Source organism: Niveispirillum fermenti, from assembly GCF_048066175.1.
Lineage (GTDB): Bacteria > Pseudomonadota > Alphaproteobacteria > Azospirillales > Azospirillaceae > Niveispirillum > Niveispirillum fermenti.
In genome coordinates, this window is the sequence record NZ_JBLTXA010000013.1 from 58,273 (window position 1) to 80,137 (window position 21,865).

Here is a 21,865-nt window from a genome sequence, read left to right on the forward strand (position 1 = left end):
AGGCGAGCCTGTGTGGCCGTCTCGCCCTCCCGCCCGGCAGCTTGTTTTCCGGGGACCTGTCACGGTTGATCAGGCAACCTGTGCCGCTTTGTTGGTGCTGCCATTGTATTGCGGACCTTGGATCGGGAACTTCCGTGCATCCCCTGCTATCGGCGGTTTCAGGTTACAGCAAGGGAAGGCAGGCATTATTGTAAGAAACCTGACATAACTTTCGTCTATGCCCCGCCGGACAATATTCACCCTTCCAGATGCATCTTCCAAAGGCCCCGTTTGATGCAGCCTGTGACTAATAACAGTTTCATCCTCCGGGGATTCGGGGTATGTGACGGTCGATGATGAACAGGCGGACGTGGCGAAACCGGTAGACGCAGCAGACTTTGATTGGAGTGCCCCGGTGGAAATGCCGGGAGTAGAACCGCTCAAATTCGGGGAACGCCGAGGGGTTTTCGACCCTGGCCAATCCCGAGCCAAGCCCGCCCCGGCGGGAAGGTGTAGAGACTAGACGGGCGGCACCTAAGGCCTTTCTCGCGAAGGCTATGGTGAAGGGATAGTCCAGACCACGAACACCCCCGGCCCCGGCCGGTGCGGCGGCGGCGGAAGCCGAAGTGGTAAGAAAATCTGCTTTCCACAGGAAGTGCGGGTTCGAGCCCCGCCGTCCGCACCATCATCCTGCCCGTCGAATGACAAATCTTCGGGATCGGTCTGGCTCATTGCCGCCGCCGCACCCCTGCGCGCGCTGCCGCTGGGACGGCGGGAGGGGGCCATCATCCGTTCTGTTCAAACATTCTGTTCAAAGGCGGGGTCTTTGGCGCGGCTGCGGAACCTTCCGTCATCCTGCGCGTTGGAATGGGTGTGACGACCTGTAGTGGAAGGAGATCGAAATGGCTTCCGTCAAGGAAAATGGTGATACGCTGAAGACCGGCAATGGTGCTGCTGCGGCCGCTGCGGCGCAGGATATCGAGGCGCAACTGGAGAAGCTGCGGGCCGACCTGTCGGCGCTGGCTTCCACGGTTGCGGCGAAGGGGGCGACCCAGGCCTCCAACTACAAGGCCCGGGTGCGTGAAATGGCCAGCGATGCCTTTGGTGCCTCGCAGGACGCCGTGAAGCATTTCGGTGACGAACTGGTTCATCTGGAAAAGAAGATGGAGCAGCAGGTGCGCGAACGGCCCGTGCGGTCGTTGGGCATTGCGGCTGCCGTCGGCTTCGCCCTGGCCCTGATCGCCGCCCGGCGCTGACGCGATGATCGGCCGCATTGCCGGCGTGCTGGCGCCCTTGCTGCTGCGCGAGGTGGTGGGCGGCACCGCGCGCCGCCTCGCTCATGACGTGGTCTGGTGGGTCGCGATCGGCTTCTTCGTCTTCGTGGCCTATGTCCTGGGCATGGTTGGCGGCTATCAATGGCTGGCAGAGCGGCACGGGTCGGCAGTGGGTCTGCTGGCGCTGGCCGGCATCAACCTGCTGGCCGGGCTGACCGCGCTGCTGGTGCGCCAGATCATTCAGCGCCGCAACGCGCGCAGGGAGGATGAGGAGGGCTTTCCGCTGCTGGACAATCTGGGGCCGGCCCTGGCCGCCCTGGCACCGCTGCTGCTGCGCTCGCCGCTGGCCGTCGCCATCCTGGTGGCGGTGGCGGTGGCCGGTTTCATGCCGTTCGGCGGTGACGATGACGGCGATGAATCCGCGTGTCCGCCCCGCGACTGACGTGGTAGCATTTCGCCCGTGAGGTGGTGTGCCGCCCTGTCGCGGGTGGCATGTCGCTTGAGGCATGTCGGGTCGAAGGGGGGGCGGATCATGGTTTCGGTTCCGGCTGGTGGTGTGGGTGCCTGGGCTGCACGCGCCACAAGCCTGTTCGCCGCCGGCTTCCAGGTCCGACCCGGCCAGGCCGGCACCGGGAGCGGGACCGGCAGTATTGCGGGGGCCGGGACGATGTCCTTAGGGGCGATGTCCTTAGGGACGATGACCTTGCAGGACTTCGTCGATCCCGAAACCCGCAAGAAGCTGGATGCGCAGCACAGCAATACCCAGTCCCTGATCCAGAAACTGGAAAGCGGTGGCGAGAACGCCAAGGAGGCTGCGGCCCGTAAGGCGGAGGAAGCCAAGCGCAAGCTGGAAATGCTGAAGATGCAGGCCCAGCTTGCCGCCGCTGCCGGTGACAGGAAGGCGGCCGCCCGCATCGCCAAGGAGGCGGCGCAGGTGGCCAAGGAGCTGGGACAGGCCGTCAAGGGCGGTGCGGGCGGCGGCGGTGCGGGCAGCGTCCAGGCCGGTGCCCAGGCCAATGCTTCCCAGGCCAGTGCATCGACGTCCGGCGGAGCCATCGCCGACACGGCCCCGGATGGGGTCGGGAATGCGCTCCCCGGCGCCACCAACCTTGCGCCGGCAGCGCCTGGGGGTGCATCTGAGGCAGCACCGGCACAGGTGCCTTCCGAAACCCCGGCGGGACCTGAACGGAGGGTTTCGTCTGTTCCGGCCCGTGGCGACGATTCTTCCGGTGATGGTGTCGGCGAAGGGGAGGCATCGGCGGCCCCGCCGCCCAGCGATGCCGGGCTCCCCGGCCTGTCCGGTGCCGACGCGGGGCGTGCGGGCCTCTCTGGAACAGAGCGGGAGCAGGCCGGCCGCGATGGCAATTTGCCCGAGGGTCTGGCCGAACGGCGCGACGCCATTTTGCGCGATGGCGCGGACCGCAAGGCGCAGGCGGAGTTCCAGGCCGAAATCCGCCGCATCATGGACGGCTTGCGCGCGGTCCACCGTCAGATGAAGGGGCTCGCCGAAAAGGACGGATCGGCGGGGATGAAAGCGCAGATGCAATCGGCAGCCCGTGACATGGCGGATGCCGATCATCTGGTCGATCAGGCTTTCGGCGGCGCTGGCGCCACGCCCTGGGCTGTGCCGTCGCCCGGTACGCCGGTCCCCCTTGACATAAGGGTCTGATGGCCGGGAGCCCGTCCCTGCGCTTTGCATGCCGTATCCGGGCTGCCTTTACACGACCTGACCGCGTGACCCGACCGCGTGCCTTGGGCGCGCCGTCCGCACAACCCTGCCGGTGGCAGGATGGGGGCGGGCGTTGGGTATCCCTTTGTCCATTCTCCTTGCCCTTTGGCCCGAATCCGGCCATGAAAGCCCTTGTCTTTTTCCGATATCAACGAGTGCAGAGACGATGGCTTACCGCATTCAGGGCGAGACGGGTGAGTGGGAGGTCGTGATCGGGCTGGAGGTTCATGCCCAGGTCATTTCCAATGCCAAACTGTTCAGCGGGGCCGCCACGGCCTTCGGCGCCGCCCCCAACAGCCAGGTGAGCTATGTCGATGCCGGCTTTCCCGGCATGCTGCCCGTGATCAATCAGTTCTGTGTCGAACAGGCCGTGAAGACCGGTCTTGGCCTGAAGGCGCAGATCAATCTGCGCAGCGTTTTCGACCGCAAGAACTATTTCTACGCCGACCTGCCATCGGGCTATCAGATCAGCCAGTTCAAGCAGCCCATCGTCGGCGAGGGCACGATCATCCTGGATCTGGCCGATGGCGCCACGCGCGAGGTCGGGATTGAGCGGCTGCATCTGGAAATGGATGCCGGCAAGTCGATGCATGACCAGCATCCGTCCAAGACCTATGTCGACCTGAACCGGGCCGGCGTGGCGCTGATGGAAATCGTGTCGAAGCCGGACATGCGCAGCCCGGAGGAAGCGGCAGCCTATCTGCGCAAGCTGCGGACCATCCTGCGCTATCTGGAAACCTGCGACGGCAACATGGAGGAAGGCTCCATGCGCTGCGACATCAACGTATCGGTGCGCAAGCCGGGCGGCCCACTGGGCACGCGCACGGAAACCAAGAACGTCAATTCCATCCGCTATGTGCAGCAGGCGATCGAGTATGAGGCGCAGCGGCAGATCGAGCTGATCGAGGAAGGGGGCGCGGTCGTCCAGGAAACCCGCCTGTGGGACCCGGGCCGGAACATCACCCGTTCCATGCGCTCCAAGGAAGAGGCGCACGATTATCGCTACTTCCCCGATCCCGACCTGCTGCCGCTGGTCCTGGAACAGGAACTGGTCGACCAGATCAAGACAACCCTGCCGGAACTGCCCGATGACAAGAAGGCCCGGTTCATGGAGCAGTACAAGCTGCCCGTCTATGATGCTGGCGTGCTGGTGGCCGAGAAGGCCCGCGGCGATTTCTACGAAGCCGTTGCCAAGGGTCGGGACCCGAAGGTCGCCGCCAATTTCGTCATCGGTGATCTGCTGGGCGCCCTGAACAAGACCGGGAAGGACATCACCGAGTCTCCGGTCAGCGCTACCGATCTTGGCGGCCTGATCGACCTGATCGCCGACAACACGATCTCGGGCCGTCTGGCCAAGGACGTGTTCGCCATCATGCTGGAGACGGGCAAGCCGGCCGCCGTGATCGTGGACGAGAAGGGGCTGCGCCAGGTGACGGACACCGGCGCCATCGATGCCGCCATCGCGGCGGTGATGGACGCCAACCCGGACAAGGTGGCCGAATATCGCAGTGGTAAGGACAAGCTGTTCGGCTTCTTCGTAGGGCAGGTGATGCGCGCCACACAGGGCAAGGCCAATCCTGCCCTGGTAAACGAGATACTGGCGGCCAAGTTGAAGGGCTGATCCGCCCTTTCCAGGCGACATGAGGAAAGGCCCCGGGGTTGTTGCCAGCCGCCGGGGCCTTTTTCATGTCGGCGCCCTCCGGCTTGCGGCGCACGGGCGCCGGGCCGGCAGTTGCCAGCCTATATGATACTATTTTGCCGTGATCAGAACCTATAGGTTCTGATCACGGCCCAACCGCCGGCGCCCACATTCGTGGGCGTGCGCCGGCGCCAACATTCGTGGGCTTGGCTGCGCCGCACGAGCGGCGCGGCGTCAGTCAAAAATTCATGCCCCTTGGCTCAGCTATTGGCGCCGCTGGTCACCAGTTTCGTGATCTGCTTTGCCCAGCGGCGGGTGAACCGGTCCGCATCGCCATAGATCGTGTAGGTGTTGACGTTGTCGGGGAAGGGCAGGCCCATATCGGCATCCGCAATCACAGCGACGATCTGGCCCGACTGGCTGTCGCTCAGCACGGCCTGGAAGGCGGCCCGGCCCACGGAATAGACGCGGTCGATGTAACCCCCGCCCCGCGCCTTCTCCGCATGGAAAGACCGGTTCGGCACATAATCGGTAAAGGTGATGGCCATCTTCAGCACCCCCGGCCCCGGCTCGGTCACCAGCGCGGCGCCCAGTTCCTCCTTCAGCCGTTCCGCCATGTATTCCACGGCATGGTCACGGTCGCGCACGGACAGCAGCACTTCATCGGAGCGGCGCTCCACGGCTGCGTCGATGGGTGCCAGGATCACCTTGCCATAAGAGGCCAGGTTGACACCGGGCCGCACGAAGACCTTGTCCAGCGTGGAATGGTCCTGCTCGGTCAGCCCCTCGGTCGGCAGGGGCGGTGCCTTCTGCGAAGGCAGCGAACTCCAGGCATTCTGCGCGGACGCGGTTCCGGTCAGCAGCGTCAGGCCCAGCAGGCCGGCGACCGCCCCGGAGAGCAACCGGTTGGTTTTGGCACGAATCATGGTTGTTTCTGTGGTGTTGCAGGGCTTTTCATGTCCGAACATGAGTCGAACTCCATAAGGTGCGCGAGGGTCCATCCCCCGCGCAAAGCCGCAGATCTGCGGCGATTGGCCGGACCGCCCCCGTTCCGGTCGTGCCACGGCGACAGGCCGCGATCACCTTTTTAGAATGGGACGTCGCAGCCCCGTTGACAAGCCCGCTTCATGTCACTAAACACCCGTCTCACCGAAGCGATCCCGGCCCTGCCGGCCATCGCGACACGGTGCGGAGGGGTGGCCGAGCGGCTGAAGGCAACGGTTTGCTAAACCGTCATACCGGGAAACTGGTATCGTGGGTTCGAATCCCATCCCCTCCGCCATGTGCGGCCGGGTCCGGGCTGATCCCCCGGGTGGTGGCGGGCAAATATCTGGATGGTCTGCCGCGCTCTATCGGCAATCGGCGATGCTGGCCCGTGAGGGCATCGAGATCGAGCGCGCCACCCTGGCCGACTGGGTGGGGTACGCGGCCTGATGGGTGACGCCGCTGGCCGAACGGGCCGGAGCCCATTTGCGGGGTGCCCCGGGCACCCATACCGACGGCACACCCGTGGCGGTGCTGGTCCCGGGACAGGGGCGCACCCGGACAGGTCGGCTCTGGACCTATCTGGTGGATGAGCGGCCCTATGCAATACGCCTTCAGCCACATCGCAAACCGCAGAAGCGCTGCTGCCTAAGAACAGAAAACACGTGGGGAACAGCTGACGCTTGCGCTGAACTGCCGTGCGATCTTCGATCATCCCTGGCAGGTGCCCGTCGTGTCGGCATTCCGCCGTACCCCTGCGACTTTTCGTGCAGGACACCTAGTTTCCTGCGTCATTTGATTTATCGCAACGCGCGCCGCATGGCGCAGGCCTAGGGTACGGTCACGGTGGGTTGGCCACCGAACTGTTCAAGACCGTTTCCAAGGGGTGCCCCGATGGCCGGGCCGGAGACATTGCTGGAGAAGGCGGCGGCTGCCGATGCGGCGCAGGCCGCCTTTGAAAAGGGGTCGGCGCAGGCCGCATTTGAAAAGAGGTCGGTGCAGGCCGCGGCCGCGGCCGAGGCAGGGGCGGCGCGCAGAGGCGCGCCTGTGCCCAAGGCGGCGGCGGTACCGCCGCCGTCACTCTATGCCTCCCGCGTCAAGGTCCAGCCCCGGTCGGTCACCGGTAAATATCGGACCATCAAATGGTCGGTCCTGGCCTTCTGTCTGGCCATCTATTATCTGGCGCCGTGGATCCGCTGGGACCGTGGGCCGGATGCGCCGGGTCAGGCGCTGCTGATCGACATGACGGCCCCCCGTGCCTACCTGTTCGGGATCGAGATCTGGCCGCAGGAGGTCTATTTCATCACGGGCCTGCTGGTGCTGGGCGCGCTGGGCCTGTTCCTTGTCACCTCGCTGTTCGGCCGGCTCTGGTGCGGCTATGCCTGTCCGCAGACGGTCTGGACCGACCTGTTCATGCTGGTCGAGCGCTGGGTGGAGGGAGACCGGGGCGCCCGCATCCGCCTGGACAAGGCGCCGATGAGCCTGAACAAGGCCGTAAAGCGCGGGACCAAGCATGCGCTCTGGCTGCTGATCGCGCTGGCGACGGGTGGTGCCTGGGCGCTCTATTTCAATGATGCGCCGACCTTCGTGGTGGATTTCTTCACGGGCCGGGCCACGCTGATCCAGTATTTCTTTGTCGGCCTGTTCACGGCGACGACCTATGTGCTGGCCGGCTGGGCACGCGAGCAGGTCTGCACCTATATGTGCCCCTGGCCCCGCTTCCAGGCGGCCATGCTGGACGACCAGTCCATGGTCGTCACCTATGAGCGCTGGCGCGGGGAGAAGCGCGGCCCGCACAAGGCGGGGACAGGCTGGGAAGGCCGGGGCGACTGCATCGATTGCGGTCAATGCGTGGCCGTCTGTCCCACGGGCATCGATATCCGCGACGGGCTGCAGCTTGAATGCATCGGCTGCGGCCTGTGCATCGATGCCTGCAACGAGATCATGGCCAAGGTGGGCCGCCCCCGCGACCTGATCACCTTCGACACCGAGGCGCGCCAGCAGGCCCGCGCGCGCGGCGGAGAGGCGAAGTGGCGGCTGCTGCGGCCGCGCATCGTGATCTATGCCGTGCTGCTGGCCCTGGTGGGCGCCGTGATGCTGGCGGCGCTGATGACGCGCACCACGGTGGAGGTGAATGTGCAGCGCGACCGCGCGCCGCTGTTCGTCATGCTGTCGGATGGCGGCATCCGCAACGGCTATACGCTGAAGGTGCTGAACAAGCGGCGGGAGGCTGTGGATTTCCTTCTGGCGCTGAAGGGCCTGCCGGGCGCGCAGCTGCTGGTGCAGGATGTCGGCGTGGCCGATGACGGCCAGTCCGTCATCCTGCATGCCAAGCCCGACAAGGTGGCCAGCTTCCGCGTCTTCGTCACGGCCGCGCCGGACGGGGCGCGGGACGAGCGCCGGGAGATCGAATTCGTGCTGACCAACCCGGTACGTGGGGAGGGCGACGCCTATGACGCGGTGTTCGTCAGTCCCCATACGGCCGGCCGGCCAAGGAACTGAGGATATGACCATGACCGCCGAACAACCGCGCAAGAGCGCCTGGATTCCCTGGGTCTTCGTCGGGGCGATGATGGTGGTCATCATCGTCAATGCGGTGATGGTGACCTATGCCCTTAAATCCTATTCGGGTCTCGCCGTGGAAAAGCCCTATGAGCGGGGCGTGCGCTACAACGAGGTGCTGGCCGTTCAGCGCGGGCAGGATGCCCTGGGCTGGCGTGTATCCGTGACGGTGGAGCCGGGACGGCTGATCCTGCGTCTGGCCGACCGCGACGGCAACCCGCTGGAACGCACGGGCGTCACCGCCCGGCTGGAACGCCCCGTCGGGACGGACGCGCCCCTGCCCCTGGCCTTCACCCACCAGGGGGGCGGGGTGTTCGAGGCGCCGCTGGGTGATTTGCCGCATCCGGGGCAGTGGGACGTGAAGGCCGCGCTGCGCCATGGCGACGACCAGTATCTGCTGGTACATCGGATCGTGGTGACGAAATGACATTTGCCGCGGCCCTTTCCGCCGGACCGCAGACCGCCTGCATCCATTGCGGGCAGCCGGTCGTTGACGGATCGCGCTTCTGCTGTGCCGGATGCGCGGGGGCCCATGCGCTGATCCATGATCTGGGCCTTGATGCCTATTACGCCCGGCGCGATGTGGCCGCACCCGCCCCGGCGGGGGAGGCGGCGGCACCGCTGGACCTGTCATCGGCCGTGGAGACGATGCCCGATGGCGGCCTTTGCCTGCGCCTGGTCGTGGATGGTGTGACCTGCGGGGCCTGCGTCTGGTTGATCGAAAGCGCCCTGCGCCGGGAAGACGGGGTGGCGGCGGCCCGTGTCAACCTGACCACACGGCGGCTGACCGTGACATGGCAGGGCGGACCCGACAGGGCGGAGCAACTGGCCGCCATCGTCCGCCGCCTGGGCTATCGCCCCGCCGTGGCCGGAAGCGATACGGGCGATGACCCGCAGAAACGGTCCGAACGCGAACTGGTGCGCGCCATGGCCGTGGCGGGGTTCGGCATGATGAACATCATGCTGCTGTCCGTTTCCGTCTGGTCGGGACATGCCGGCAGCATGGGCGAGGCGACCCGCACCCTGATGCACTGGCTGTCGGCGCTGATCGCCCTGCCCGTTGTGGGCTATGCCGCGCGGCCGTTCTTCCGCTCGGCCCTGACCGCGCTGCGGGCCGGGCGTTCCAACATGGACGTTCCCATCTCGCTGGGCGTGACACTGGCCGTCACGGTCAGCCTGTGGGAGACGGCACGGCATGGGGAACATGCCTATTTCGATGGCGCCGTCATGCTGCTGTTCTTCCTGCTGGTCGGGCGTTTCCTGGATGCGCGCGCACGGGGACGGGCACGCTCGGCGGCCGAGCATCTGCTGGCGCTGGGCCGGGCACCCGTCATGGTGCTGAACGGGGAAGGGGCGGCCGTGCCCATGGCACCGGCCCAGGTGCCCGTCGGCGCCACGGTGCTGGTGGCGGCGGGAGAGCGCATCGGCATCGACGGGACGGTGGCCGACGGGGTTTCGGACATCGATAGCGCCGTGGTCACCGGTGAAAGCCAGCCACAGCCGGCCCGGCCCGGCGACCGTTTGTTTGCCGGGATGGTCAACCTGACGGCCCCGCTGCGCCTGACCGTGACGGCCCGGGGCGAGGGCACGCTGCTGGCCGAGATCGTGCGGCTGATGGAGGCGGCGGAACAGGGCCGGGCGCGGTTCGTCGCCCTGGCCGACCGGGTGGCGCGTTCCTATACCCCCGTGGTCCATACAGCCGCGCTGGCCACATTCCTGGTGTGGGTCATCTGGGTCGGCATCGCCTGGCAGCAGGCCCTGTTCATCGCCGTGGCCGTCCTGATCATCACCTGTCCCTGTGCCCTGGCGCTGGCCGTGCCGGCCGTGCAGGTGGTGGCAACGGGCCGGCTGATGCGCAGCGGCATCCTGCTGAAATCCGCGACCGCCCTGGAACGGCTGGCGCGCATCGATACCATCGTCTTCGACAAGACGGGCACGCTGACCCTGGGCCGTCCCGACCTGCTGCCCGATCCGGGGCGTGATCCGGCCGACCTGGAACTGGCCGCCACGCTGGCGCGCGGCAGCCGGCACCCCCTGTCCCGCGCCATCGCGCGGGCGGCGGGACAGGGGTCTGTGGCGGAAGGCGTGCGGGAAGTGCCCGGCGCCGGCCTGGAATGGCGGGGACCGGACGGCGTCGTACGGCTGGGCCGGCGCGGCTTCGTGGGGCCGGTCCCCCTGCCGGGGGGCCTGGTCGAAGGTCCTGAACTGTGGCTGGCCCGGCCGGGCCGGCCGCCGCAGCGCTTCACCTTCGCCGATGCGCTGCGCCCCGATGCCATCACTGTGGTGGAGGGATTGCGACGCCGCGGCTACCGGCTGGCCCTGCTCTCCGGTGACCGGGAACCCGTGGTGGCTTCCATGGCCCGGCGTCTGGGCATCGTGGAATGGCAGGCGGGCGTGGATCCGGCCGGCAAGGCCGCCGCCCTGGCTGCCATGAAGGCGCAAGGGCGACAGGTGCTGATGGTGGGCGACGGGCTGAACGATGCGGCGGCGCTGTCGGCTGCCGATGTCTCCGCCTCCCCCGGTTCCGCCGTGGACGTGGCGCAGACGGCCGCCGATGCGGTGTTCCAGGGTGACCGGCTGGCCCCCGTCGCGGAATTGCTGGCTGTGGCCCGCGGCGCCGACCGGCTGGTGGTCCAGAATCTCGGTTTCTCGCTTCTTTACAATTTGTGCGCCGTGCCTATCGCCATGCTGGGGCACGCCACACCGCTGATCGCGGCGCTGGCCATGTCCAGTTCGTCGCTGGTGGTGCTGGGCAATTCGCTGCGCCTGTCGCGCCGCCGCCGCAAGGGAGTGACGCCATGAACAGTCTGCTGTTCCTGATCCCCATCGCGCTGGGCATGGGGCTGGCCGGTCTGGCGGCCTTCCTGTGGTCGGTACGCAGCGGTCAGTTCGAGGATCTGGACGGGGCCGGCGCCCGCGTCCTGTTCGATGACGGGCAGCCCCTGCCGCCCGCCCAAACCCCCGTTCAACCGAAGGAGAGGTCAAATGCATAACATCGTTCTGCGCCTGCTGGGTGCCGGGCTGGGCTTTCTGGGACTGTTCATGGCGGCCGGGGCCGTCGATTCCGGCATGTTCCTGGGTGGCATGCTGTTCACCCTGTTCGGCGTCGCCCTGAATTTCTGGCTGATCGCCCAGGATTATCCATCGCATGGCGGCATGTCGGAACATACCGGCGCGTCTTGACGAGAGGGGCGCCCGCCGGGGCATCTGAACGGCAGCGCCGTCCGATGCCCCGGAGGTCCTATGATGGATGCCTACTGTCCTTTTGGGCACTTGACGGAAAATACATTCGAAGTCTTCCTAATTTCGATATAGATTGATTGTGGATCGACTGCGAACAACGCAGCGCCGGACCGGGTGTCGGATGGGGATACAACAGGTCGAGGAAGAGGTCTGCTGGCCGCGGGTATTGCGCATGCTGCGCGGGACCCGCTTCTGGACTTGCGCGCAACTGGCGGCCCAGTTGAAGGTGCCCCTGGCCCGCCTGCGGGCGTGGGAGGATGGCAGCGATGTTCCGGACCCCGGCTCGCAGCGTCTGGTACGCGACCTGATCGGCCTGGCGGTGGAGGATGTGCGGCTGGCCGACATGGTGCGCGGGGGCAACGCCCATCGCTACCTGTTCCGTACCGACCGCCCTCCGCAGGCCGGCAAGCCCAGCCGTATCCTGGAGGTCAGCGAGACGCTGGTCACCGATCAGCCCTATGGCCGCGAGGTGTTCTTTGCCCCGCGCACGGCCCAGCAGGCCGACCTTACGGCCGAATTGGACGATTTGCTGAACAGCCAGGGCCGCTTCTATGGCGGTGAAATGGTCATGGCAACGGTGCGGGCCATCTGGCTGCAATATGTGCCGGGCGGCATGACGGTGCGCCATGCGCTGACCCGCTGGGTTCCCATGCGGCTGCCGGACGGCACACCCGTCTGCCTTTATGAGCGCCGCACCGTCACACCGTCTGCCTTCATGGCGCTGCCGGCCACGCCCATCTTCACGCCACTGGACGCGCTTGTCGGCTGATCGTTACATCCGCCGCGCCTCCCGCCCCGATTGACGCCCCCCCGCCGATTGGCTAGAGCGGGGATGGTGCCGGACGGCGGTAAAGCGGGAGACGGATGATGACGGACAGCGGGCATCCAGGGGCTGAGCCGGTGGCCCCGCGGCTTCTGCTGCTGCCGCTGGAGACGGTCCGTCCGCGACCCGACCAGCCGCGCCGCCATTTCAATATGGATGCCATGGATGAGTTGTCGGCCAGCTTGGCGCGGGTCGGGCTGCTGCACCCGCTGCTGGTGCGGGAGACGCGCGACGGCGGCCTGTTCGAGATCGTTTCGGGCGAACGGCGCTGGCGTGCCGCCCGCCGTCTGGGCTGGGTGGAGATACCCGCCCTGCTGACCCGTGGCGATGTCGACGAGATCAGCCTGATCGAGAATCTTCAGCGCCAGGATCTGAACGCGCTGGAGGAAGCCGCCGCCCTGCAGCGCCTGATGGACAAGCACCATTACACGCAGGAGGCGCTGGGCCAGGCCGTGGGGCGCAGCCAGGGACAGATCAGTTCCACCCTGCGCCTTCTGACCCTTCACCCGGACATCCTGCGGGCCTACCCGGAGCAGGAACGGCAGGTTTCACGCTCCATGCTGGTGGAACTGGCCACCATTGACGAGCCGGAACGGCAGGTGGCCCTGTGGCAGCGGGCTTGCGACGGAACCCTGACGGTCCGCGCCATCCGGGCGGAGAAGGCCGTCGCCCGCCCGGCGAATCCGGCGGGAGACGAGGCGCCGGCTGACCGGCTGACCGTGGCCCTGCGGCAGGTGGACCGCACCGTGACCATGCTGGAGCAACTGCGGCCCGCCCCGGCGAACCTGACCGACGGCCAGCGCGCCCACCTGCTGGCGCTGTCCCGGCGCATCAACGCGCTGATCGATTGATGTTGCGGCGCAACAAATCTTCCAATTCGGATGCGCGGCGATGAATTTGCATTGCCGCGCCTGTCCGTCATCCGCATCCTGTCGGCCGACAAGACGGGATTGTGCAACGGGAGGGGGCCCATGCGGCATGTTCGGTCGGCCCTGGCGGTATTCCAGGGGCAGGCAGAGGATCTGTCGCGCATTTTCGCGGCCGCCTGCCGGGATATCGTGGAGAATCTGGCCGTCAGCAGCGGCAGCGTCTGGTTCTTCGATGATGAGGGGCGGACCATCGAATGCGTGGCGCTGTTTGATGCGCGCGATGCCCGGCTGCTGCAGGGGACATACCTGCGCGAGGCCGATTGCGCCCCTTATTTCAATGCCTTGAAACGCGATCACCGCGTTGTGGCCGACGATGCGCGCACCCATCCGTCCACGCGGGGGCTGGGGGTCTATCTGCTGCATCGTGATGTGCATTCGTTGCTGGACCACGTGGTCTGCGCCGATGGCCGTCCCGTGGCCGTCCTGTGCTGTGAACAGGCCGCGCGCCCGCGTCACTGGTCGGATGATGATGCCGCCTATCTCCAGCAGATGGCCATCACGCTGGGGGTCGCCGTCGACCTTCTTGCCCAGCAGCGCCGCCGGGCGGGTTAACGCGCCCCTTTTGTTGCGCTGCACAAATATGCCAATGGTTTCAAGCCTCTGGACCTTGGTCGCAACGACCAAGGTCGGGGCTGCGTTAACCTTCATCCTGCCACATCGTTGCAGCCTCTAACCGATCCGGGGCCAAGAACAGGTCGACCCGTGGGGCGGCGCATAAGATCGCCGGGCCGGTTGCGTCAACAGCACATGAGCGATCGAGGGAGGGCACATGGCAGAGGTTGCAGTGGGCGGCAAGGCAGCCCCGCCGCCGATGACCAAGGAAGAGAAGAAGGTGATTTTCGCCTCTTCGCTTGGCACGGTGTTCGAATGGTATGATTTCTACCTTTACGGCTCGCTGGCGGCCGTCATCGCCAAGCAGTTCTTCTCCGGCGTGAACGATACGGCGGCGATGATCTTCGCGCTGCTGGCCTTTGCCGCCGGCTTCTTCGTGCGTCCGTTCGGCGCGCTGGTGTTCGGCCGCCTGGGCGACATGATCGGGCGTAAATACACCTTCCTCGTCACCATCCTGATCATGGGCGCATCGACCTTTATCGTCGGTATCCTGCCCAATTATGCCACCATCGGCATCGCCGCCCCGATCATCCTGATCATCCTGCGCATGTTGCAGGGGCTGGCGCTGGGTGGTGAATATGGCGGTGCCGCCACCTATGTCGCCGAACATGCCCCGCATGGCCGCCGCGGCAACTACACCTCCTGGATCCAGACCACGGCGACGCTGGGCCTGTTCCTGTCGCTGCTGGTGATCCTGACCTGCCGCATCTCCATGTCGCCGGAAGCGTTCGACGATTGGGGCTGGCGTATTCCGTTCCTGCTGTCCATCGCGCTGCTGGGCATTTCCGTCTGGATCCGCCTGATGCTGAATGAAAGCCCCGCCTTCAAGAAGATGAAGGAGGAGGGCAAGCATTCCAAGGCGCCGCTGACGGAAGCGTTCGGCAACTGGAAGAACCTGAAGGTCGTGATCCTGGCCCTGGTCGGTCTGGTCGCCGGTCAGGCGGTGGTCTGGTACACGGGCCAGTTCTACGCGCTGTTCTTCCTCACATCGACATTGAAGGTGGATGCCTATACGGCGAACCTGCTGATCGCCACGGCCCTGCTGATCGGCACGCCCTTCTTCGTGATCTTCGGCAGCCTGTCGGACCGCATCGGCCGCAAGCCGATCATCATGGCGGGCCTGGCGCTGGCCATCGTCACCTACTTCCCGATCTTCAAGGGCATCACCCATTTCGCCAATCCCGAACTGGAACAGGCCGTCGCCACGTCGCCGGTCGTCGTGTTCGCCGACCCGAACCAGTGTTCCTTCCAGTTCAACCCGGTCGGCACCTCCAAATTCACCAGTTCCTGCGACATCGCCAAATCGGCGCTGGTGAAGAAGGGCGTGCCCTACAGCAACGAGGCGGCCCCGGCCGGCGCCCTGACCCAGATCCGGGTCGGCAGCGTCGTCATCGACAGCTATGACGGCTCCGGTGCCGCCACCAAGACGGAAGTGTCACTGCATGGCCCGGCCCACAGCAGTGCCGCCCCGGCCGACCCGGCTTCCACCGCCGCCGCCTTCGACCGTGCGCTCAGCACGGCCCTGAACGAAGCGGGTTACCCGGCCAAGGCCAATCCGGACAAGATTAACAAGCCCATGGTCGTGGTGCTGCTGTCCATCCTGGTCATCTACGTGACCCTTGTGTATGGCCCCATCGCCGCCATGCTGGTGGAAATGTTCCCGACCCGCATCCGGTACACCTCGATGTCGCTGCCCTATCACATCGGCAATGGCTGGTTCGGCGGGTTCCTGCCGGCCACCAGCCTGGCCATCGTGGCAGCCACGGGCGACATCTATTCCGGCCTCTGGTATCCCATCATCGTCGCCGCCGCCACGCTGGTCATCGGCCTGCTGTTCGTGCGGGAAACGAAGGACGTGGATATCTACAAGGACGATTGATCATCCGATCCTGGCGGTTTCCCCTCTGAACTATTGGGCGGGTGGCATAACGCTACCCGCCCTATTCTTTTTTTTGGAAATGACTGCTTGCGTCCTTGTCCTGATTGCGCATGATTCCCTAGTTGAAAAAGGCGGCGGGACAGCCGCTGGCAAGCGAACCGTCCGGGAGGGGCCCTGCGTATGGCGATCCGCATTCTGGTGGCTGACGATCATCCGTTGATGCGGGCGGCCCTGTGCCAGTCGGTCGCGGGAACGCTGCCCGACCTTTCCACGGTGGAGGCATCCAGTTTCGATGAGGTGGAAGCGGTGCTGAAGCGGGAGGGTGCCATCGACGCCATTCTGCTGGACCTGCACATGCCGGGCATGAACGGGCTGATCGGGCTGGCCCTGTTGCGCAATGAACATCCGGCCATTCCCGTCATCGTGGTTTCCGCGTCGGAGGATGCGGCCACCATCCACCGCGCCATGGAATATGGCGCCTCCGGCTTCGTGCCGAAATCGGCCCCCATCACCCATATCGGGGAGGCGATCGGCGCCGTGCTGGACGGGGCGGTATGGCTGCCCACGGGCAGCGGCACCCCATCGGCCGCCCCCGTCGCCGATGCCGACATGGCGGCGCGCGTCGCCGGCCTGACACCGCAGCAACTGCGCGTGCTGGCCGGCATCGCTGAAGGCAAGCTGAACAAGCAGATCGCCTATGAGATGGGCGTGGTGGAAACCACGGTGAAGGCGCATGTCACCGTCATCCTGCGCCGTCTGGGCGTGGTCAGCCGGACCCAGGCGGCCATCGTGGCCAGCAAGCTGGCACTGACCCCCGCCGAACCGCAGGCAGAAGCCAGTTGAACGGCGGCCAGCGGGGCTCCCCTGCGACGGGGGAGGTCCGACCGGAGAGGATGCTGGCTTGGTATCCAAGCGGCGGGAGCGCGCCCGCATCCCGCGATACGGTGCGGGTGATGCGGTGTGGGTGTGGCGTCAGGCCCTCTGCACGCCTGGCCGCCGCGGATCGACGGCGAATTTCGCGCGGGTGGAGATGTGCCCGCCCGGGCGGGATACCTGATCCATCACCCGCATTTCCATCAGCAGCCGCTTGGGCGTGACCTCGCAAACGCCATAGCCGCGCTGGTCGTTGATCAGCTTGATATGCGGGTTTTCCGCCAGCATGCCGGCCGTGGCCTTGCGCGCATCCCCCCCGTCCCCGCCGGAAGAGATGGAGGTGATGACGAATTCGCTGGCAACCGTCGGGCTGTCCTTGTCCTTGTCGTCCAGGATGACATTGCCGACGATATGCTGGTGTTCGTCGCCGGTCAGCACCACCGTGTTGCGGATGTCATTGTCCTTCAGATGGTTCAGCAACCGGGCGCGCGCGACGCGATAGGGGTCCCAGCTGTCCAGGTTGCGGATATTGTCCGCCCCCGGTTCCCGGTCGCAGGGCATCATCATCACCTGCTGGGCCAGCAGGTGCCAGCCGGCCTCCCGGTTGGCCAGATTGCCCAGCAGCCATTCCTCCTGCGCCGCGCCCAATACCGTCAGGGACGGGTCGTCCACCTCCGGACAGGCCGGGCGGAACCCGTCCTTGCAGGGCTGGTCGCTGCGGTACTGGCGCGTGTCCAGCACATGCATGTCGACCAGCCCGCCGAAGGAGAATTTGCGGAAAAGCTGCATCTGGGCGCCGGCCGGCAGGGAGGAGCGGCGGAAGGGCAGATGCTCGTAATAGGCCTGGGCGGCCGCGGCACGGCGCAGGCGGAAAATCTCCGGCGGGGTCAATGCCTTGTCATGGTCGCCGACCCAGTTGTCCACGATCTCGTGATCGTCCCAGACCGCGATCCAGGGGGCGGCGGCATGGGCCTTCTGCAGGTCGGTGTCCATCTTGTACTTGGCATAGCGCAGCCGGTAGTCATGCACCGAAAAGGTGTCGGGCAGGTCGGCACGCCGCGGACAGGGCACGACATCATCGAAATGGCGGCTGAAATAGAAGGGCTTGCTCAGCCCTTCATAGATGTAGTCGCCATAATGGAAGACGAAATCCACCTCCTCGCGGGACAGGTGGTCATAGGCGGTATAGAGCCCCTGTTCGTAATTCTGGCAGCCGGCCACGGCGAAGCGCAGCTTCTGCACCGGCGCGCCGGCCGCCGGGGCCGTCATGGCACGGCCCTGCATGGACCGGTGATCCCCGCAGCGGAACCGGTACCAGTAGGGGCGGGATGGCAGCAGGCCGGTCAGTTCCACATGCACGGCATGGGCGAGTTCGGGATGGGCCAGCGCCGTGCCCTTGGCCGCGATGGCGCGGAAGGACGAATCCTCCGCCACCTCCCAGTCGACCGGGATGGCTTCCGGCGCCATGCCATAGCCCACGTCCAGCGGACGCGGGGCCAGACGTGTCCAGATGACGAACCCGTCGGGCCAGGGTTCCCCCGATGCCACACCGAGCTGGAAGGGAAAATCGATGAAGCTTGGATTGCCGAAGGCCAGGCGCGTCGGCGCCATGGGAACGGCCAGCGCCGACACCGCCAGGGCACCGGCCCCGCGCAGCAGGGTGCGGCGTGACAGGGCAAGGGCAGAGGGCAACACGGATTTCATCAAGGGCGACCCACTGGTAACGCCAGCCCCGTCCGGCACCACCAAAGGCGGTGCCGTGGGGGCGGAATATGCAACGGATGGTGAAACCGGCCATGCGGTTTCGCTGCCTCGCTTTTGACACCGGACGGGGCGCGTTGGCAAGTCCCTGATGCACTGCAACAAGCCCCTGCCACCCCGCCCCGGGCCGATGCGGCGGACACCGTGTGCAAAGGGTCACACGCCCAGCACACCGCCGCCCTTGCGGGTGATGGCCACGACGGAGGGACGGGGCGGCATGTCTTCCTTGAAGTCGGGCCAGCGTGTGCCGGGATCGGCGAAGCTGCCGCCGCGCGCACCGGATTTCGTATAGTCGCCCACCCCATCGGAGCCGGGATGCTGCACCGCGACGAATAGGGTCTGGTCGTCCGGCGTGAAGGTCGGGCCCGTCAGTTCGGCGCCCACGGGCACACGGAAGAAAAGCCGCGCCGTGCCGCGCAGCGACCCCTGCGTCTCCAGGGCCCAGACGCCATCGGCATAGCCGCTGGTCCGCTGCCATTTTGTGCCCTGGTCGGTGCCGATCCACAGCCGGCCCCTATGGTCGAAGGCGCAATTGTCGGGGCAGGAGAACCAGCCATCCTCCGTCGTTGCCTTGTTGAAGGTGGCGCCCGTCGCCGGGTCGGCCGGGTTGCCGGCCTTCACCAGGATTTCCCATTTGAAGCTGTCGGCCGTGTGGTCGCCATCGGGCGGCAGCATCTCCACGATATGGCCCCAACTGTTGGCGGGCCGGGGATTGGCGGCATTCACCGTGGACAGGGGGGAATGGTGCGGCAGATCAGGCAGCCGGTCGTCATTGTTGGTCAGCATGACATAGACAATGCCCGTCACGGGATTGACCTCCACATCCTCCGGCCGGTCCATGCGGGTCGCCCCCAGCAGGGTCGCCGCGATGCGGGCACAGATGACGACATCCCCCTGGTCGTTGAAACCGTTGGCCGCCGTCAGCGGCCCCTGACCATGGATCAGGGGCAGCCAGGTCAGGGTGCCGTCGGCGTCATAGCGGGCCACCGACAGGGTCCCCTCGTCCAGCAGCGTCATGTTGGCCTTGCGGTCGTCGGGATTATAGCGCCCCTTCGAGACGAACCGGTACACATGCTCGAATCGCTGGTCATCGCCCATATAGACGACGACGCGGCCATCCTTGTTGACGGTCACGCCGGCCCCCTCATGCTTGAACCGGCCCAATGCCGTCAGCTTGCGCGGCGTGCTGGACGGGTCGTAGGGATCGATCTCGACGATCCAGCCATAGCGATTCGCCTCCATCGGTTCCTTGTTCACATCGAACCGGTCGAAATGCCGGCCCCATGCCGTCCAGGCAGACGGAACCGTCATACGGTCGTGATTGCGCTGTTCGGGATGGTTCTGATCGATGGTTCCCATGAAATAGCCATCGATATTCTCCTCTCCCGACAGCACGGTGCCCCAGGGCGTGAAGCCGCCGGCGCAGTTGTTCAGCATGCCGATCACGGTCCGGCCGTCCGGGTCGTCACTGGTCTTCACGCGGCGATGGCCGGCGGCGGGGCCGGTCAGGGTCATCCGGGTGTTCAGCGCGTTGATACGGCGATTGAAACGGCCGCCCTTGACATAGGTCCATTTGCCATCGGTTCCGCGCTTCACCTCCACGATGCTGCCGCTATGGGCCGCCATCTCCACTTCCGCCATCTCGCGGGTGATGTGGGCATGGTCGTAACGGTCCTGGCCTTCGGGTACCAGGCCGGGGAACATCATCTCGGCCTGCGTATATTCGTGGTTGACCCAGAGCAGCCCGTGATCGGCCTTGTCCGATCCCTGCGGCAGGGGGAAGAAGGCCGTATAATCGCAATTATAGCCGAACTGCTTCAACTGACTGTCGGCCGTCTGCTTGTAGGGGTCGAAATCGGGGCTGTCATCGAACAGCGGGTCGCCCCAGCGGATCAGCACATCGGCGTCATATCCGTCGGCCACATGGTGGGTGCGGTCCACCCCGCGCTTCAATTCCTTGAAGGCGAAGCCGAAACCGTCGCCGGCCCCGGCAGGCGCCTGGGCCCGGGCATCGGCCGGGGCCAGCACCGCCGGGATGGCAGGGGCAAAGGCGGCAATGGCGCTGGTGCCCAGCATGCCGCGCAGGATGTCGCGGCGGCCCAGGCGCTGCTGCACCACGTCCCCGAAGGTGGGCGCATCCGCCGGGGAGGCGGCGCGATCCTGGACGGCTTCGAATTCGGCATAGGTGAGCAGGCGGGGGTCGGTCATGGCGGGCGGGGGCCTTCTGGTGCGGACTGCGGGGTCCCGTGGGGTCGGGACGAATTTATAGGCCCTTGATGCTACAGTTATTTGACGATGACCAGAACCCGTCGCGTCGCGCAACGCGCGCCATCGGCGCCGCCCCGCCGGCCGATATGGGGCTGGCAGAGGTGGCAGCGTTAAGATTCCGCACCCGCACAGCCGCCTTGGGCCGCGAGGCACCTTGCCCGCCGCCGATGAACTGGATAGCTTGTCCGACTGGTAATATTGCGATGAGCCTTTGCCGGTGGCCGCGGTCCAGCCGCTGAGGTCCATCGCCCTTTCGGAACGGAGCCGATGACGTTTACCCGTCGTGCCGCCTGTGCGGCCCTTGCCCTTTTCATGTCCACCGCCGCCACGGTCGCCCCCGCCCTTGCCTTCGAACCCGCCATCGTGTTCGACATGGGCGGTCGTTTCGACAAGTCCTTCAACGAGGGGGCGAATAACGGCGCAGAACGGTTCAAGGCCGATACCGGCGTCAATTTCCGCTGGTTTGAGGTGACGAACGAGGCGCAGCGCGAGCAGTTCCTGCGCCGGCTGGCCAGCCGCAAGGCCGATGTCATCGTCTCCGTCGGCTTTTCCATGGCCCCGTCGGTGGAGAAGGTGGCCAAGGAGTTTCCCAATGTTCGCTTCACCCTGATCGACGGCCATGTCGATCTGCCCAATGTGCAGTCGGTGGAGTTCGCCGAGCATGAGGGGTCCTATCTGGTCGGCGTACTGGCGGCGCTGGCCAGCAAGACAGGGACGGTCGGGTTCGTCGGCGGCATGGACATTCCGCTGATCCGTCGCTTCGCCTGCGGCTATGAACAGGGCGTCAAGGCGACGAAGCCGGCCACCGCCATCCTGGCGAACATGGCCGGCAGCACGCCGGCGGCCTGGGCCGATCCCACGCGCGGGTCGGAACTGGCCAAGAGCCAGTTCGATCGCGGGGCCGATGTGATCTTCGCGGCGGCCGGCCAGACGGGCATGGGGGTTCTGCAGGCGGCGGCGGATGCGGGCAAGCTGTCGATCGGGGTCGACAGCAACCAGAACTATCTGTTTCCGGGCAAGGTGCTGACCAGCATGGTCAAGCGCGTCGACGTGGCCGCCTATGAGGCGTTCAAGACGGCCCGCGACGGCACATGGAAGGCCGGGCACCAGCGCCTGGGTCTGAAGGAGGACGGCGTCGGCTGGGCCGACGATGCGCACAACAAGGCCTTGATCACGCCGGAGATGCGCGCCGCCGTCGACAAGGCCACGGCGGAAATCAAGGCCGGCACGCGCATCGTCGCCAATTACGACGATGCCAAGGGCTGCAAGTACTGATCCCGCCCGCTCGCATGACTTCCGGACGCAAGTGA

The 21,865-nt window shown here is 66.1% G+C and carries 18 protein-coding genes, 1 tRNA gene and 1 pseudogene; 17 read left to right on the forward strand and 3 right to left on the reverse strand.

The features are described from left to right. Positions 1–881 precede the first annotated feature (881 nt). The 4 genes from ACM9LZ_RS14590 to gatB all read left to right on the forward strand — a co-directional run bounded on the left by ACM9LZ_RS14590 (position 882) and on the right by gatB (position 4,603). Complete coding sequence (locus tag ACM9LZ_RS14590; protein WP_416620218.1) at positions 882–1,235, forward strand: ElaB/YgaM/YqjD family protein; 354 nt, start codon at positions 882–884, stop codon at positions 1,233–1,235. Positions 1,236–1,239: 4 nt separating this feature from the next. After that, positions 1,240–1,695: a hypothetical protein gene (locus tag ACM9LZ_RS14595; RefSeq protein ID WP_416620219.1), complete on the forward strand. Its 456-nt coding sequence runs from the start codon at positions 1,240–1,242 to the stop codon at positions 1,693–1,695. A gap of 255 nt (positions 1,696–1,950) precedes the next feature. After that, positions 1,951–2,922 (forward strand): hypothetical protein, encoded by a 972-nt coding sequence (locus ACM9LZ_RS14600; protein WP_416620220.1) that lies wholly within the window; start codon positions 1,951–1,953, stop codon positions 2,920–2,922. A 226-nt stretch (positions 2,923–3,148) separates the two neighbouring features. Beyond that, a complete protein-coding gene (gene gatB / locus ACM9LZ_RS14605; RefSeq protein ID WP_416620221.1) occupies positions 3,149–4,603 on the forward strand; it encodes an Asp-tRNA(Asn)/Glu-tRNA(Gln) amidotransferase subunit GatB in 1,455 nt (484 codons plus the stop codon). 278 nt (positions 4,604–4,881) lie between these two features. Here the strand turns inward: gatB and ACM9LZ_RS14610 are convergent, their stop codons facing one another. Further along, the gene (locus ACM9LZ_RS14610; protein WP_416620222.1) at positions 4,882–5,547 is read right to left on the reverse strand and encodes a DUF3313 family protein; all 666 of its coding nucleotides are present in this window, start codon (positions 5,545–5,547) and stop codon (positions 4,882–4,884) included. A gap of 264 nt (positions 5,548–5,811) precedes the next feature. On the opposite strand from ACM9LZ_RS14610, the gene ACM9LZ_RS14615 reads away from it, so the two are divergent. The 12 genes and pseudogenes from ACM9LZ_RS14615 to ACM9LZ_RS14670 all read left to right on the forward strand — a co-directional run bounded on the left by ACM9LZ_RS14615 (position 5,812) and on the right by ACM9LZ_RS14670 (position 16,496). Beyond that, positions 5,812–5,903: transfer RNA gene (locus ACM9LZ_RS14615), tRNA-Ser, on the forward strand. Next, a pseudogene (locus ACM9LZ_RS14620) lies at positions 5,903–6,439 on the forward strand (IS66 family transposase). The gene ACM9LZ_RS14615 and the pseudogene ACM9LZ_RS14620 overlap by 1 nt, the downstream one beginning before the upstream one ends. 60 nt (positions 6,440–6,499) lie before the next feature. Next, positions 6,500–8,107: a cytochrome c oxidase accessory protein CcoG gene (ccoG, locus tag ACM9LZ_RS14625; RefSeq protein ID WP_416620223.1), complete on the forward strand. Its 1,608-nt coding sequence runs from the start codon at positions 6,500–6,502 to the stop codon at positions 8,105–8,107. A 10-nt stretch (positions 8,108–8,117) separates the two neighbouring features. Beyond that, the gene (locus ACM9LZ_RS14630) at positions 8,118–8,594 is read left to right on the forward strand and encodes a FixH family protein (RefSeq protein WP_416620224.1); all 477 of its coding nucleotides are present in this window, start codon (positions 8,118–8,120) and stop codon (positions 8,592–8,594) included. Further along, a complete protein-coding gene (locus ACM9LZ_RS14635; protein ID WP_416620225.1) occupies positions 8,591–10,969 on the forward strand; it encodes a heavy metal translocating P-type ATPase in 2,379 nt (792 codons plus the stop codon). Before ACM9LZ_RS14630 ends, ACM9LZ_RS14635 begins: the two co-directional genes overlap by 4 nt. Beyond that, a complete protein-coding gene (gene ccoS / locus ACM9LZ_RS14640) occupies positions 10,966–11,160 on the forward strand; it encodes a cbb3-type cytochrome oxidase assembly protein CcoS (RefSeq protein ID WP_416620226.1) in 195 nt (64 codons plus the stop codon). The genes ACM9LZ_RS14635 and ccoS overlap by 4 nt, the downstream gene beginning before the upstream one ends. Beyond that, positions 11,153–11,350 carry a hypothetical protein gene (locus ACM9LZ_RS14645; RefSeq protein WP_416620227.1) on the forward strand — a complete coding sequence of 66 codons (198 nt, stop codon included), beginning with the start codon at positions 11,153–11,155 and terminating at the stop codon, positions 11,348–11,350. The genes ccoS and ACM9LZ_RS14645 overlap by 8 nt, the downstream gene beginning before the upstream one ends. A 232-nt stretch (positions 11,351–11,582) precedes the next feature. Further along, complete coding sequence (locus ACM9LZ_RS14650) at positions 11,583–12,179, forward strand: helix-turn-helix domain-containing protein (protein WP_416620228.1); 597 nt, start codon at positions 11,583–11,585, stop codon at positions 12,177–12,179. 95 nt (positions 12,180–12,274) lie between these two features. After that, positions 12,275–13,084, forward strand: coding sequence for a ParB/RepB/Spo0J family partition protein (locus ACM9LZ_RS14655; RefSeq protein WP_416620229.1), 810 nt, complete (start codon positions 12,275–12,277; stop codon positions 13,082–13,084). Between the two features lie 120 nt (positions 13,085–13,204). Next, positions 13,205–13,714, forward strand: a complete 510-nt coding sequence (locus ACM9LZ_RS14660) for a GAF domain-containing protein (RefSeq protein WP_416620230.1) — start codon at positions 13,205–13,207, stop codon at positions 13,712–13,714. A 217-nt stretch (positions 13,715–13,931) separates the two neighbouring features. Further along, complete coding sequence (locus tag ACM9LZ_RS14665; protein ID WP_416620231.1) at positions 13,932–15,653, forward strand: MFS transporter; 1,722 nt, start codon at positions 13,932–13,934, stop codon at positions 15,651–15,653. A 180-nt stretch (positions 15,654–15,833) separates the two neighbouring features. Continuing rightward, positions 15,834–16,496, forward strand: coding sequence for a response regulator (locus ACM9LZ_RS14670; RefSeq protein ID WP_416620232.1), 663 nt, complete (start codon positions 15,834–15,836; stop codon positions 16,494–16,496). Between the two features lie 129 nt (positions 16,497–16,625). Here the strand turns inward: ACM9LZ_RS14670 and ACM9LZ_RS14675 are convergent, their stop codons facing one another. Both ACM9LZ_RS14675 and ACM9LZ_RS14680 read right to left on the reverse strand, forming a co-directional pair. After that, positions 16,626–18,230, reverse strand: coding sequence for an alkaline phosphatase D family protein (locus tag ACM9LZ_RS14675; protein WP_416620233.1), 1,605 nt, complete (start codon positions 18,228–18,230; stop codon positions 16,626–16,628). 213 nt (positions 18,231–18,443) lie between these two features. Continuing rightward, on the reverse strand, positions 18,444–20,495 hold the full coding sequence (locus tag ACM9LZ_RS14680) for a PhoX family protein (RefSeq protein ID WP_416620234.1): 2,052 nt from the start codon (positions 20,493–20,495) through the stop codon (positions 18,444–18,446). 327 nt (positions 20,496–20,822) lie between these two features. Between ACM9LZ_RS14680 and ACM9LZ_RS14685 the strand changes: the two genes are divergently transcribed. Continuing rightward, positions 20,823–21,830, forward strand: a complete 1,008-nt coding sequence (locus ACM9LZ_RS14685; protein ID WP_416620235.1) for a BMP family lipoprotein — start codon at positions 20,823–20,825, stop codon at positions 21,828–21,830. The last annotated feature ends 35 nt before the right edge of the window (positions 21,831–21,865 follow it).

Bases quoted from the DNA above. Each gene is read 5' to 3' on its own strand.
- ACM9LZ_RS14685 (WP_416620235.1), top strand. From the start codon at position 20,823: ATGACGTTTACCCGTCGTGCCGCCTGTGCGGCCCTTGCCCTTTTCATG.
- gatB (WP_416620221.1), top strand. From the start codon at position 3,149: ATGGCTTACCGCATTCAGGGCGAGACGGGTGAGTGGGAGGTCGTGATC.
- ACM9LZ_RS14655 (WP_416620229.1), top strand. From the start codon at position 12,275: ATGATGACGGACAGCGGGCATCCAGGGGCTGAGCCGGTGGCCCCGCGG.
- ACM9LZ_RS14630 (WP_416620224.1), top strand. From the start codon at position 8,118: ATGACCGCCGAACAACCGCGCAAGAGCGCCTGGATTCCCTGGGTCTTC.
- ACM9LZ_RS14665 (WP_416620231.1), top strand. From the start codon at position 13,932: ATGGCAGAGGTTGCAGTGGGCGGCAAGGCAGCCCCGCCGCCGATGACC.
- ACM9LZ_RS14645 (WP_416620227.1), top strand. From the start codon at position 11,153: ATGCATAACATCGTTCTGCGCCTGCTGGGTGCCGGGCTGGGCTTTCTG.
- ACM9LZ_RS14600 (WP_416620220.1), top strand. From the start codon at position 1,951: ATGACCTTGCAGGACTTCGTCGATCCCGAAACCCGCAAGAAGCTGGAT.
- ACM9LZ_RS14650 (WP_416620228.1), top strand. From the start codon at position 11,583: ATGCTGCGCGGGACCCGCTTCTGGACTTGCGCGCAACTGGCGGCCCAG.
- ACM9LZ_RS14675 (WP_416620233.1), bottom strand. From the start codon at position 18,230: ATGAAATCCGTGTTGCCCTCTGCCCTTGCCCTGTCACGCCGCACCCTG.
- ACM9LZ_RS14590 (WP_416620218.1), top strand. From the start codon at position 882: ATGGCTTCCGTCAAGGAAAATGGTGATACGCTGAAGACCGGCAATGGT.
- ACM9LZ_RS14660 (WP_416620230.1), top strand. From the start codon at position 13,205: ATGCGGCATGTTCGGTCGGCCCTGGCGGTATTCCAGGGGCAGGCAGAG.
- ACM9LZ_RS14670 (WP_416620232.1), top strand. From the start codon at position 15,834: ATGGCGATCCGCATTCTGGTGGCTGACGATCATCCGTTGATGCGGGCG.
- ACM9LZ_RS14595 (WP_416620219.1), top strand. From the start codon at position 1,240: ATGATCGGCCGCATTGCCGGCGTGCTGGCGCCCTTGCTGCTGCGCGAG.
- ACM9LZ_RS14635 (WP_416620225.1), top strand. From the start codon at position 8,591: ATGACATTTGCCGCGGCCCTTTCCGCCGGACCGCAGACCGCCTGCATC.
- ACM9LZ_RS14680 (WP_416620234.1), bottom strand. From the start codon at position 20,495: ATGACCGACCCCCGCCTGCTCACCTATGCCGAATTCGAAGCCGTCCAG.
- ccoG (WP_416620223.1), top strand. From the start codon at position 6,500: ATGGCCGGGCCGGAGACATTGCTGGAGAAGGCGGCGGCTGCCGATGCG.
- ccoS (WP_416620226.1), top strand. From the start codon at position 10,966: ATGAACAGTCTGCTGTTCCTGATCCCCATCGCGCTGGGCATGGGGCTG.
- ACM9LZ_RS14610 (WP_416620222.1), bottom strand. From the start codon at position 5,547: ATGATTCGTGCCAAAACCAACCGGTTGCTCTCCGGGGCGGTCGCCGGC.